The organism is Gilliamella sp. N-G2 (genome assembly GCF_002142215.1).
Taxonomy (GTDB): domain Bacteria; phylum Pseudomonadota; class Gammaproteobacteria; order Enterobacterales; family Orbaceae; genus Gilliamella.
The window spans coordinates 163,562-177,290 of sequence record NZ_NAST01000001.1 but is presented as its reverse complement, the minus strand read 5'-3'; the positions used below and the strand labels follow the sequence as shown (position 1 = coordinate 177,290).

Below are 13,729 nucleotides of genomic sequence, written 5' to 3'. Positions count from 1 at the left end.
ATAAATTTAAAAGTTACTTATTTATTTTAGCAGTGACCAAAATATATCTTGCTAAGTTAATGTATGGTTCGATTTTGCAGTATTTTTTTTCAATTTCTAATAATTGTTCAAAATGCGTTTCGGCTTTTGACTTATTGGTTAAATAGTCATGAAATATCCGAATTCCTATTTTATTGGTGATCTTAAAATTTTGCTGATTCAACCATTGATATACTTGATTTGGATCACGAGGATAATTAGGAGATAAGGTTTTCTTTTTACGCTTATTAAGACCGGCTTGAGTATATCCAAAATTACCTAAAGTCACTGTTTTAAATAATAGGCCGTGATAGTTATAAAACATTAATGACAAATAACCATCTTGCTTAAGATATTGCTTTAGCGACTGTATTATTTGGATTGGATCGGCTACCCATTCTAAAACGGCATGACAAATCACAATATCAAATTGTGTTTCAATAAATTGATTCAGATCTTGAATAGGGCAATGAATAAAATTTAAGCTTAGATTTTCTTGATCAGCTTGCTTTTTTGCTAATTCGAGCATTTGCTCAGAAATATCACAAACAGTAATATTATGGCCTAATCTTGCTAATCGACAAGCAATCTGACCTTGTCCACCGCCTGCATCTAAAATAGTTAATGGTTTATTTATTGGATACTTAGCTAATATATTTTCTAGCTCTTGCCAAACGATAGCTTCTCGAATCTTGCCTTTGTTTGTTCCATAAATATTTTTAGCGAATTTATGGCTGATATCATCAAAATTACGATCAATTTTAGTCATAATATAGAGTTATTATTTCAATTATTTGTTATTTAATTTAGTCACTTCTAAATTAATTTGGGCAATTTTTTCTGACATCAATTGATAGCATTGTTCCATTAATAATCTAGCATCTTCTTTACGTAGATTTTTGGTTTCGATTGGCGGAAGCATTTCAACGATCATATGGCCATTATTAAGACGGTTAAGTTTTATATTATTGGTATCTGATACGCAAATTGGCACAATAGGAACGCCAGCGGCTATAGCAGCTTTAAAGGCACCTGTTTTAAATGGTAATAATCCGCGTCCACGACTTCGAGTACCTTCGGGGAACATCCATATTGATATTCCTCGTTTTTTTATTTCGTTAACAACTAAGTTAATGGTATCTCGAGCTTTTGATTTGTTATTACGGTCAATCAAAATATTGCCAGTTAGGTAATAAAGTTGTCCAAAAAAGGGAATCAAAGCAAGGCTTTTCTTACCCACCGTAACGGTTTTGGATTGTACAATGTCAGCAGCAACCACCATATCATAGTTGTTTTGGTGATTAGCAATAAATACGCAGCTGCCTAAATTGTTAATATTTGCTTGTCTACGTGTATCAACCTTTACACCTAAAATTGGTTTGAAGAAAAAACTGAAAAGATGGGCAAATCTAGCCACATTTTTAGGGTTACGAGGATTGAATAAACAAAAAATAACGCCTAGAACACAAGTTATAATACCAATAAATAACACACTGATTAAGCGAAAAAGAAAAACCATAATTTACCTCATAAGTTAACTTAGCGTATTATATACGTAATCTATATGAATATACAGTTTGTTAAATATCGCTTTAAAGGATGTTTATGCTCGAATCAACTATCATTTGGGATGATAATCAAATTCCAATCTCTCGTTACTTTGATGATGTCTATTTTAATACTGACGGTGCAGTAGATGAAACTCGTTATGTTTTTATTGAAGGGAATTGTTTATATGAGCGATTTTTACAACACCAGCAAGAGACTTTTACTATTGGTGAAACCGGTTTTGGTTCAGGTTTAAGTTTTTTAGTTGCTTGGCAAACTTTTAAACAATTTAGACAGAAAAATCCAAATAGTAATTTGAAAAAATTAAATTTTTTTAGTGTTGAAAAATATCCTTTATCTGCCAGTGAAATATCAAAAATTCATGATAAAGTTATTAATTGTGAAGATTCTCTATCGCCATTAGCTAAGCAATTGCAAGATTTCTTAATAGAATCCGATGTTGGCCGTTTAGATGAAACGAACTTATTGATATGTTATGACGATATTAGCTGCTTTGCCGATTTTCTAGTTCAACAAAATAGTTTAATTGATGCATGGTTTTTTGATGGTTTTTCGCCAGCTAAAAATCCAGATATGTGGAATGAATCTCTTTTTAAACGTTGTTATCAATTAACAAGAGATAAAGGAACATTTGCAACTTTTACCGCAGCAGGTTTTGTCCGACGTAATTTAATTAATGCTGGATTTAATGTTCAAAAACGGAAAGGATTTGGTATAAAACGTGAAATGCTAATTGGTCAAAAAATCTAAACTAGTTCGCCAATTTGACTTTTGGCGAACTAATACGAATTAACTAATATTAATTAAATTCGAATTGATAGATAAGATCTAGTGTTTGCGCAATACCAGAAGCTGCTTCTACATATAAATTTGGCAATAAACGATAACGCAAGGTAAATGTAGCTAGTGAGTCAAATATACCTACACCATATTTTAGCTGTAGATGAGGTAATATATAACCACTTACTACCACTTTTGAATTATTTCCTGCCCCTTGAGTGTCTAAAGAGAGATTCTTAATGCCAAATGCATTACCTATATCACCGATAAATTGTCCTGTTTTGGCAGTTCCAACGCCAACTAAAAATGCTGTCATCATATCATTATCGCTTTGGTCAGAACTATCAAGACCTTGACCTCGAATTAGATAAGAGAGAGCTTCTTGTTGTGACATAGCCGGATCGGAGAAAATCTCAATTTTAGGATCTGTTGATGATCCCTTAACGCGAATACCTGCCGTAATATTACTGTTATCCATTGCTTCAGGATTACGAATGGCTTCGATATCTAACATAGCTTGGTCCGTTGGACCAGAAAAAGTGATAATGCCTTTATTAATGATTAAGTCTTGACCATAAGCATGAAATCGACCGTTAGGAATTAATATTTCACCGTGTAAGTCTAGTCCTTTATTCGTCTGTGTTGCAATGAGTTTACCTTTTAATGAGGCTTGCAAACCAAAAGCATCTACCGTGACTTTATCACCGATATTGATTTCAATATGACTATTAATTTTCATACCAAATTTTTGTACTTGAATCTGTTTGCGGTTTCGATCCAACATGACTTCATCTGGTGACACATCAATACTTGATGGTGGAAGCGAATCAACAGTGATTTTACCTTTAGGAATTGAAACTTTACCGAGAATTGTCAGTTCATCTTGTGTTGCTTCTATTTTAATATCTGGGATGACTGACATGACAATCATTGGTGGCACAGTGACATCCATGGCTGCACCATTAACATTTAAGGTTGCTTGCCATTTTTCCAAATTATTCCAACTGGCTTGACCATTAATATTAATATTACCTGATTTAGTGGCCAATACTCCTTTCATTGTTGAAGTTTTACCATTGAATTTAATATCAAGCATAGCCGATTTGATATCGATTGGTAATTGGCTAGATTTTATGTCACTATGTTTTAAATTGATACCGCCGGTTAAACTAGGATCGATTAAAGAACCAGAAAATTTAACCATACCATTTATGGCGCCATTAGCATATTCATCTTTGCTTAATAGCGGATTAATAATTGCTAGGGCTAAATTATCGATGTTGAGTTGACCACTTAAATCTTTCTTCCCAGTTGGATCATTTATTGAAAGATTACCATTTATTTTACCTAATTTATTTAAACCTAAACGCCAATCTAATTTAGCTTGTAGTTCATTAAATTCTGCATTGATATTAAACATATCAAATGGAATTGGCAGAGCTTGATTATTGATCATCTGTTTAATATAAACTCTATTACTGGTTATATTGGCTTTGATACTTGGAATTTTGCTAGCATCATTGAATTTGATATCTGCTTTGCCATTAATAAAACCATCAATTTTTGTTTCACCATCAGTAGGTATAGGTAATTTAGCAAGATCAATATCTTTTAGTGTTATAGTTGTCTGGTTATTGTTAGTTATTGATAACGATTTATCTAAACAAATACTAGAATTATTGCTACGCCAACAATGCGCACCTATAGTTGGAACGTGGTTAGTAATATCATAAGATAGAGAGATAGGTTTAGTTAATTGCCAACGATTATTATTAGCTAAAGTGAGTAAACTATGCGGTATATTTGCAGTCCATTTGTTCTGTTGTTTATCTAATTGTCCACTCAATGATGTTACCATCGATAATGGGCTACCTTCAAAATTTATGTTTAAAGCGTGGCGAGCTTCATTACCTGATAGTTCAATATTAGCTTTTTTAATATTTTGGTTAGCGATATCGATATTTTGACCAATTAGTTTCAATTGCCCACTAAGTTGATCGTTGTATTGGATTTTTCCTGATAGATTTGCTTTAGCGATTGAAATATTTTCATAATTTAATTCATTGATATTTATATTGTTTTCAATAACAGGTGAGGCTTTACTACCTGTCATTCTAATATTTCCTATTATGGTGCCATTTAGATCATCAGCTAATAATGACAAAGACTTTAAATTAAGTTGGCTATTCAAATTACCTTTATCAGTAGAACCACTAATATTTAATTCGTTTTTGCCCCAAAGCATAGTTAGATTTTTTGATATTAAAGTACGATTAGAATCGATAAATAGATCGCCATTAGCTGAAAAATTAGCTTGTTTTATGTTACCTTTTAATTGTATATCAGGAATATTTAATTGCCATAAATCACCTTCGAGCATACCCGAAGTTTTTACTTGGCCGGCTAAGCGAATAGGGAAGGTTGGTAACTCTTTAGTTATATCAACATTATTAAGTTTAACACTAGCATCCCATTTAAGAGCTTTTTGCCAATCTAATTGACCGGTAAGATTAATATCACCTTGTGGAAACTTAATATTGGCATGATCAAAAGAGGCCGATTGGTTGGTACCATCACCAATAATATCAACAGATGTATCAGGTAAGTCATGTCCCTTAATCAAACCTTTAGCAAGCATATTATATTTTTGTGCATTGCCATTTAAGCTTATAGCAAAATTATCAAGCTGATATTGCGGTGTGCCATCAATTGGCCATTGGATATGTTTACCTTCTAGTTTTGTAATTAATGGTAAATATTTTTCAATAAAATTTATTTGCCCTTCAATAACAATCTGATTTAACCCAGTAACATGAGTATAAGTTGATAATTTACCTAATAAGTTTCCTGAAAATTGCCCATTAAGATGATTTTTCTCTGTATCGGCCTTAACATAAGCAAAAATAGGCCAATTATCACCTAAGGTTATTTCACCTGATACATAAGCATGACCACTCGCATAAGGAGTTATTGCATTGGTGTCGACATGTTTAACCATAATATGATTATTAATCATCTCTGTTTTGATATTCACTTGATTAAAATGATAATCTTGCCCTGCAATGTGTAATAACCAATTGTTCCCGGTTAAACTTGTAACATTAATATCGAGTGGAATACTAACTTGTGGCAGTGAATTTATTAAAGGTTGGTTAAACAGTTGACTAATTTGTTGGTCAAGCGGTAGATTATCATCTATCTGATTATTAGACTTTTTTGCAGGATAATCTGCAAATATTGCCTGTAAATCCATAGCAATAGCTGGATATACATAGATTTTTTCATTGACCCAGTTAGCTTTGCCAGTAAAGTCTGACATACCAAATTGCATATTGTTAACTTTTACTGTGACATCTGAAATATGTGTTTGTTTTAATTCAATAGGTAATGGTGTTTTAATTATTTGTCGTTTTTCTGGTGTTGGTTCATCCGGTGAAAGTTCTATTTCATCAGTATTAATTACAACACTAACCCCATCAGCATCAAATTGTTTAACACAAATTTTTGTCTGTATTAAACATAAACCAGACAATTTGAATGTTGCATCTTTTACCTGTACATTGACACCAGGTAGTTCAAGTGACAGTCCTTTAATATGTAAATCATGGAATGTACCTTCAATTTGTGCTATTTTCAATTCAGGTAAAAATTTATTAAGAACATAGGTTGTTAGTTTTACACCTAAAGAGGTGTAAATCATTAACATTATAAAAGTGATAAGGAAAACAAAAATGGAAAGCACTATAATGCTGCGTTTTTTCCATTTACGTATTCGTTTTATTTTTTCAACCTTTTTCGTTCTTGTTGGATTTTTTGCCATTTTATAGTTCGCTTCCTAAACCAATATATAGGTGTATTGAGCCTTTATCTTTTTTATTTAGTGGTGTTGCTAAATCAAACTTAATTGGCCCAACAGGTGAAGCCCAGCGAATACCTAGGCCGGTACCGGTATAAAATTTAGTTGTATCGACTTTATCTATTGCTTCTCCAGTATCAACAAAAGCAGCACCCCACCAAGAACCGGTTAAGTTGTATTGGTATTCCGCTGATCCTGTGATCATTTTTGAAGCCCCTTTAAGTTTACCTTTTTTATCTTTCGGTGAGATAGATTGATAGCTGTATCCACGAATGCTGCGATCACCACCAGCAAAAAATCTAAAAGAAGGGGGCACTCGATCAAAGTTACTTGCTTGAATAATGCCGAAATTACCTCTGGCTATAAAACGATGTGATTGTTTAATTGAACGAATCCAAGTTTGTTGGGCTTGAAAACGGACTAAATTAATATCAGATCCTAACGATTCTGCCGCGCCTTCAATTGAATAACGTTGAGAGTCGCCCCACATAGATAATAAATTACCGTCATTACGAATACGCGAAATACTAAGTGATGGGTAGTATAAAAAGGTTTTAAAACTTGCATCCCCTTGAGTAAAGTCGTCATGTAACATATTAAAACCTAGAGCTGTTTGCCAACCATCAAAGTTATCCCAATTACGCAGAGCACCTAAGGTATAAGAGCGCGAGTAGGTATCATTATTGTCAATTTTTTTATAACCACCTTGAATGGTATAATATTGTTCAATAGGTGATTTTTTCAAAGGTATCTTATAACTCATCGTAATAATTTGCTCAGGTGATGATAGAGATAAATTACTTTGAAAACTCTGCCCTCGGCTATTAATCCAAGGTTTATTCCAACCAATTTTGCCATGCACACCATTATCTGTTGAAAAACCTAAACCCAGATCCATGGCATTTTTTTTACGTGGCGTGGTTACCACATCAATAGGTAACGCTTTGTCTGCTGTTAGATTAGGAAAATCCGGTGTAACGACCACTGAGTTAAACCAGTTTGTTGAACTAAGACGTCGGTTTAATAATGATAGTTGTTCAGCCGAATATTCATCCCCCTCTTTAAAAGGTACGATGTTGGCAAGATATTCTTGGCGAATTTTTGCGTCTGGAAATTTAACCTTACTAAACTTATAGCGTTTACCGGTATTAAAATCGATATTCCAAAAAGCTTGATGATCGTATTGAGATACAGCTAATTGATGGGTTGGCATTTCAGCATCAAAATAGCCTTTTTTTAATGATAAGTTTTCTAAGCCTTTTTTAAATGCTTCGTAAGTGCCATGATTTAAAATTTCACCGATTTTAGGCAGTTGTTTAGCTAATAATTCTTGAAAATCTTTATCTTGTTTACCTTCACCATTAATATTGATATTTAATTGTTTAATTCTAACCGGTTCGCCAGGCGATATTTTAACAACGAGGACTTTAGGATCACTCTCGTCGTAACTAAAAGTAGGGGAATAATACCCTAATGCTCGAAGGGCTTTTTGTGCTTCACTTTCAAAATATCGCTTAAAATTAGGCGAATTATTAATTTTATCTGATGTGATTAACGAAATGCGTGCATCGACATTTTCCGCAAGTTCTCCCGATAATCCTTTAATTGATAACTTCATATCAGCATAACTTGATGCAGTCGTTACCATTAAAAGTACGCATAATGAGCGAGAAAATCGTGACACATACACCTCGATAAAGTTTAGGATTCAAGTAATTTTACATGTCCAATATATGGTAAATGGCGATAATGCTGAGCATAATCTATACCATAACCCACTACAAACTCGTCAGGAATTGAAAAACCGATATATTTCACTGGTACTGCAACTTCACGACGTGAAGGTTTATCTAATAATGTACAAATCTCGATACTACGAGGATGACGTAGTTTTAAAATAGCCATTACCTTGCTAAGAGTATTGCCGGTATCAATAATATCTTCAACAATCAGCACATCTTTGTCACGAATATCTTCGTCTAAATCTTTTAAAATTTTGACATCTCTATTACTTACCACGGCATTGCCATAACTTGAGGCCGTCATAAAGTCGACTTCGTGACCAACACTAATTGCTCGGCTTAGATCAGCCATAAAGATAAAAGAACCTCTTAACAAACCAACTAAAATAAGCTCATTTTGACTGCCTGCATAATCTTGACTTATCTGTTGACCTATTTCATTTACCCGCTTTTGGATATCTTCAGCAGATATCATGGTTTCTAATGTATGTTTTTTCATTAATAATGCTCAGTATATATCTTAAAAAATCAGAACAGATTCTAGCAATTTTCGCAGGTAAAAAGAATAACTAAGCTAATTTTTTATCAAATAATTAAAAAATGATTTATTGAATTAATTTTTAATTATTAAGCCAATCGTTAACTGTACTATGACAAGATTATTTATTATGTTTTTTTTCTAAACGACGTTTTTTGAAAAAGTTGCTTAACATTGAGCTACATTCACTAGCTAAAACACCACTAGTTATTTGGGCAAAATGATTAATGCCCGTTCTGGAAAGAATATTGATATAAGAACCAGCTGCGCCGGTTTTATAATCACTAGCACCATACACTACACGCTTGATTCGACTATGTATAATAGCACCAGCACACATAATACAAGGTTCGAGAGTAACATACAATGTTGTATTGACTAAACGGTAGTTGTGTAAAAATTGACCTGCTTGTTCAATTGCCATGATTTCTGCATGAGCAGTTGGGTTATGTTTAATAATTGATTGATTAAAACCTTCACCAATAAGTTGTCCGTTTTCATCAACAATTACTGCGCCGACCGGAATTTCTCCTATAGATTCAGCGCATTTCGCTAATTCTAATGCATGACGCATCCAAATTTCATCTGTCATGCTTTAATATTATAAATTATTTAGATTAAGTACATCACGCATATCATAAAGTCCAACCGGTTGCTTAGCAAGCCATAATGCAGCTCGTACTGCTCCATTCGCAAATGTCATTCGACTTGAAGCTTTATGACTAATTTCAACTCGTTCACCGATATCAGCAAAAATAGCAGTATGTTCACCCACAATATCACCAGCTCGAATAGTAGCAAAACCAATTGCACCTTTTGGTCTTTCTCCTGTATGGCCTTCTCGACAATAAACTGCACGTTCATTTAAGTTACAACCCAACGCATCGGCAATCGCTTCGCCCATAGCAAGCGCAGTACCCGAAGGGGCATCAACTTTATGACGATGATGAGCCTCGATAATTTCGATATCGGTATAATCACCCATAATCTTGGTGGCTTTTTCAAGTAACTTAAGTACTAAATTCACGCCAACACTAAAATTGGCGGCAAACACGATAGCAATTTGTTTCGCGGCAGTTGCAATAGCTTGTTTACCGGCCTCATCAAATCCGGTGGTACCAATAATCATCATTTTTTTATTTTCAATGCAAAAAGCTAAATGGCAAAGTGTGCCTTCAGGACGGGTAAAATCGATTAAGACATCAAACTGATCTTTCGCCTGTTGTAAATCAGCAGTAACTTTTATTCCACAGTGACCAATACCAGCAAGTTCACCAGCATCACTACCAATCAATGATGATCCCTCTCGTTCAAACGCAGCACCTAAGGTAACCCCTTCAATTTGCGAGACAGATTGAATTAGTTGTCGTCCCATTTTTCCACCTGCGCCAGCAATAGCGATACGAATCATATTTGTAGACATATAACTTTCCTTAACTTTCCATTGAATATTTATAAATAATTATTATAGCGGAAAACTTTTAAGTTATATACCTAAACAAGATGATATACTTTTCGTGTTCTTAATATTAAGACTAATAGGAAATTGAAATGCATTGTCGATGGTATTTTGGCTGGAATATTGTTATAGCAGCCGCATTTTTAACCTTACTTTCTAGTGGATTACGCATGAGTATGGGGGTATTTTTTCTGCCTATAGCTAACGATCTCCATTTCAGCCGAAGTGCTTTGTCGAGTATTATTGCTATAGGGATGCTATTTTCCGGTATCGCCATGCCGATAGCAGGGTACTTAGTCAACAAATATAGCACCCGATTTGTATTACTATTAGGTTCAATTATCATTATTATTTCAACTGTTTGGGCAGCTAACGTAAACGGCTATTGGAACTTTTTCTTATCTTTTGGGGTAGCTTTATCCTTTGGTACCTCATTTGTCGGCTCTGTCAGTTTTACACCTATTGTGGTTCGTTGGTTTAGCAAACATAGAGGCCTGGCACTATTTATTCTGTCGAGTGGCAGTATGGCGGGTATTGCAGTTATGCTACCGGTATTTGCTTATTTTATTCCGCTGTATGGATGGCAAACCACGTTAGTCGGATTTTCTCTGCTTTTTATGCTACTAGCTCTGCCTATCGCTATTTTTATTATGAAGGATAATCATATTGAGACAGCGACAGCAGAAGTTCAGGAAAATCTAAAAAATAATATAACTTTAAAACAGGTGTTAAAAACACGGCCTTTCTGGTTGCTTAGTTTTGGCTTATTTACTTGTGGGTTTAGCATGAATTTACTAGGTACACATGGTGTTCCTATGTTAATTGATCACGGTTTCGACGCAATTACTAGTTCTTCTGGGATAGGTTTAATCGGATTAGTGGCAATTTTTAGTACCTTGGTGCTCGGTTTTATTTCCGATATAGTGCAACGAAAATTAGTATTAGCGATGATCTTCTTAGTTAGAGGGCTTGGTTTTATCGCATTAGTCATTGCTTCAACTAAATGGCAACTCTATGGCATTGCATTAGTTGGGGGATTAGTTTGGGCTGGAGCTTTATCATTATCAAGTGCTATTAGTGCTGATATTTATGGAGTGAAAATTGTAGGACTACTCTCTGGATTAACTTACCTTGGACATCAAATTGGCGCAATGGTTGGTTCATGGTTAGGTGGGTGGGCCTATGACAATTGGCATACTCATTATATTGCTTTTGGCGCTGCTAGTGTTTTACTCCTCTTGGCTGCCTTTGGCTCATGTTTTTTACCGAAAATAACTAATGATTAAACACCAAATAATGGACGCGAATGCGTCCATATATACTTATAGAACTTTCAATAATTCGACATCGAAAATCAGTGCACTATAAGGTGGGATAGAAGCGCCTGCTCCTTGTGAACCATAAGCTAGTTCCTGAGGAATGTATAAACGCCATTTTGAACCTTCCGACATTAATTGTAATGCTTCAACCCAACCACGGATCACACCATTAACCGGGAATTCAGCTGGTTGCCCACGTTCAACTGAACTATCAAATACAGTACCATCGATTAATTGTCCGGTATAATGAACTCGAACACGATCGGTTGCTTTAGGAAATGCGCCATCACCTTGTTTAATGACTTCATATTGCAGACCAGATTCAGTCGATTTTATGCCATCTTTTTTTAGATTTTCAGCTAAAAAGTCTTGACCTGCTTGGGCAATTTTTTCAGCTTGTTTGGCTTTTTGTTTCGCTGCTTCTTCGTGGACATGACGAAGGGCATCGTGTAACTCTTGTAAAGGTAATGCTGGTTGGTTATCGCTCAAAACATCTTCCATAGCTAATTTTAATGCATTAAGCTCTAAATTATTTAAGCCAGATTCTTTTAATTGTTGACCAATTTGCAGTCCAATTGCATAACTTGCTTTTTGTTCAATCGTTTCTAATTTCATTTTTTACCTATCGCTGGTTTATATTAAGTTAATTATTATAGAGCATTAAGATTGAAGATAATAAGAAAAATATCAACTATTATTAATTATCATTAATATAACAATACTTTTTATTATTAATTTTTGAAAGAATTTATTATTTTATCTAGCGCTTAGTTAAAATATCAGCGATAATAAACACCATTGTATTTTTGAATGGATAATTTAAATGCCGTTTCGTAAATCTATTTTGCTTTCTATTATGACCGGTATATTACTTACTGGTTGTTCACTTGTTGATCGTTGGGTTTATAGACCTGATATTAATCAAGGTAATTACATAACACAGGATGCAATTGAACTATTACAAGTTGGCCAAACCAAAGATCAAGTAGTATTTATTATGGGATCACCAATGTTGACTTCTTCTTTTGGGGGAAATGTTTGGTATTATGTTTTCCGTCAACAACCACAACATGGTAATCTAAGTCAAATTACTTATGCCGTTTATTTTAATGAGATGGGCGTAGTTAGTGATATCAAAACTTCAACACTAGAAGGATCATTATCATTAGAAGAAATGAATAAACAGGGAATTTCAGATCCAATTGAAATAAAATCTGATGATGATAATCCAAATAATCAACAACCGTCAGAAACCTCATCAGAATCTGAATCTCAATCTGAATAAAATTAAAAAAACCTCGAATATAACGAGGTTTTTTTATATTTCTTATAGCGAATATTTAATTAAGCTCATTACTACTTTATATTGACTTTCAACCTTTCTAGCTTATTACTTCATCTACTAATTTAAGATGTTACTATGTGAATATTTGGAAAAATTTATTTGATAGGCAACTTATGGATTAGTATATTTAAATATTTTGCTACATAACTTTGCGTTTTTATAAATATCATATTTACCCTAAATGTTATAAGATAAATTATGATTAATGAGATATTTTTAAAATTTAGTAATAAGATACCCAACAATAGTATAAATAATGCATTAAATTGATTGAATAATGGATAGAATTATTTTAAATGACAATAATTAAACATTATTGTGATACTAAAAAGGTTTTGAGACAATGAAAATATCGTTAAAAAGAGTATTTCACCCAGTTGGCCAAGGCGCTTTTTATTCAGAGCAAATTTATTCAGGCAACAATGTTTTCGAAATGGTCTTTGACTGTGGTAATGCCCCTGAGCATAATGAAGAATCAACTATAAAAGCTGACTCTAAATTATCCAAATATTTTAAGTGTCGAACACAAAATAATGATTGGAAAATAGATTTGCTGTTTATATCTCATTTCCATGCAGATCATATTAGTTTTTTGATAAAATATAGAAGAAAATATCAAGTTAAAAATTTGATTATTCCTTTGCTGACCCCGCAAGAAATTAATTTATTATTGTTAGGTGTAGCGCTAAAAGAATATCAAATTGATATTAAAGCTTATCATGAATTGTTGACAAATCCCGAAAAATTTTTTGGTGAGGATTGTCATATTATTAAAATAAATTCGGATAAATCAAATGAATCAAATCTGTTAAAAACATTTAATCCCATTTTCAAATTACAATATACTGATAACAAATTGATTATCTATCATCCTGATCCTCAATCTCATTATTATTTTCCTATATGGTTATATATACCTTATGACTTTATAAAATATTTTTGTCGTTTGGATTATAATAGAAAAATTTCTACTTTCTTTACAAAAACGAAGTTAACGTCCGAGCTATTAATGGATGTTAAAGATATAACAGAAATACTTAAACATATAGAAAAAAACTTAAAAATATAGAAAAAAAACTTAAAAATAAAAATAAAAATAAAAA

The 13,729-nt window shown here is 33.3% G+C and carries 12 protein-coding genes; 4 read left to right on the top strand and 8 right to left on the bottom strand.

Annotated features, from left to right (window positions below; genetic code table 11):
* Positions 1–13: 13 nt before the first annotated feature.
* Together cmoM and B6C99_RS00835 are read right to left on the bottom strand one after the other, a co-directional pair.
* Positions 14–787 (bottom strand): tRNA uridine 5-oxyacetic acid(34) methyltransferase CmoM, encoded by a 774-nt coding sequence (gene cmoM / locus B6C99_RS00840; RefSeq protein WP_086358084.1) that lies wholly within the window; start codon positions 785–787, stop codon positions 14–16.
* A 21-nt stretch (positions 788–808) separates the two neighbouring features.
* Positions 809–1,537, bottom strand: a complete 729-nt coding sequence (locus B6C99_RS00835) for a 1-acylglycerol-3-phosphate O-acyltransferase (protein ID WP_086358083.1) — start codon at positions 1,535–1,537, stop codon at positions 809–811.
* An 86-nt stretch (positions 1,538–1,623) separates the two neighbouring features.
* Between B6C99_RS00835 and mnmD the strand changes: the two genes are divergently transcribed.
* Positions 1,624–2,337, top strand: a complete 714-nt coding sequence (mnmD, locus tag B6C99_RS00830; protein ID WP_158092414.1) for a tRNA (5-methylaminomethyl-2-thiouridine)(34)-methyltransferase MnmD — start codon at positions 1,624–1,626, stop codon at positions 2,335–2,337.
* A 49-nt stretch (positions 2,338–2,386) separates the two neighbouring features.
* On the opposite strand, the gene B6C99_RS00825 is transcribed toward mnmD, so the two are convergent.
* The 5 genes from B6C99_RS00825 to dapB form a co-directional block, all read right to left on the bottom strand.
* Complete coding sequence (locus B6C99_RS00825; RefSeq protein ID WP_086358081.1) at positions 2,387–6,187, bottom strand: translocation/assembly module TamB domain-containing protein; 3,801 nt, start codon at positions 6,185–6,187, stop codon at positions 2,387–2,389.
* Between the two features lies 1 nt (position 6,188).
* Positions 6,189–7,871, bottom strand: coding sequence for an autotransporter assembly complex family protein (locus tag B6C99_RS00820; protein WP_173795324.1), 1,683 nt, complete (start codon positions 7,869–7,871; stop codon positions 6,189–6,191).
* A gap of 53 nt (positions 7,872–7,924) precedes the next feature.
* Positions 7,925–8,464 carry a hypoxanthine phosphoribosyltransferase gene (gene hpt / locus B6C99_RS00815; protein WP_086358079.1) on the bottom strand — a complete coding sequence of 180 codons (540 nt, stop codon included), beginning with the start codon at positions 8,462–8,464 and terminating at the stop codon, positions 7,925–7,927.
* Between the two features lie 160 nt (positions 8,465–8,624).
* Positions 8,625–9,095 carry a tRNA adenosine(34) deaminase TadA gene (tadA, locus tag B6C99_RS00810; protein WP_086358078.1) on the bottom strand — a complete coding sequence of 157 codons (471 nt, stop codon included), beginning with the start codon at positions 9,093–9,095 and terminating at the stop codon, positions 8,625–8,627.
* A 9-nt stretch (positions 9,096–9,104) separates the two neighbouring features.
* Positions 9,105–9,926, bottom strand: coding sequence for a 4-hydroxy-tetrahydrodipicolinate reductase (gene dapB / locus B6C99_RS00805; RefSeq protein WP_086358077.1), 822 nt, complete (start codon positions 9,924–9,926; stop codon positions 9,105–9,107).
* A gap of 128 nt (positions 9,927–10,054) precedes the next feature.
* On the opposite strand from dapB, the gene B6C99_RS00800 reads away from it, so the two are divergent.
* On the top strand, positions 10,055–11,248 hold the full coding sequence (locus tag B6C99_RS00800; protein ID WP_086358076.1) for an MFS transporter: 1,194 nt from the start codon (positions 10,055–10,057) through the stop codon (positions 11,246–11,248).
* Positions 11,249–11,284: 36 nt separating this feature from the next.
* Here B6C99_RS00800 and B6C99_RS00795 read toward each other — a convergent pair whose 3' ends face one another.
* Positions 11,285–11,896: an FKBP-type peptidyl-prolyl cis-trans isomerase gene (locus tag B6C99_RS00795; RefSeq protein WP_086358075.1), complete on the bottom strand. Its 612-nt coding sequence runs from the start codon at positions 11,894–11,896 to the stop codon at positions 11,285–11,287.
* Positions 11,897–12,104: 208 nt separating this feature from the next.
* Here B6C99_RS00795 and bamE point away from each other — a divergent pair, with 208 nt between their 5' ends.
* The gene (gene bamE, locus B6C99_RS00790) at positions 12,105–12,566 is read left to right on the top strand and encodes an outer membrane protein assembly factor BamE (protein ID WP_086358074.1); all 462 of its coding nucleotides are present in this window, start codon (positions 12,105–12,107) and stop codon (positions 12,564–12,566) included.
* Positions 12,567–12,969: 403 nt separating this feature from the next.
* Positions 12,970–13,695, top strand: coding sequence for an MBL fold metallo-hydrolase (locus tag B6C99_RS00785; protein ID WP_086358073.1), 726 nt, complete (start codon positions 12,970–12,972; stop codon positions 13,693–13,695).
* Positions 13,696–13,729 lie beyond the last annotated feature (34 nt).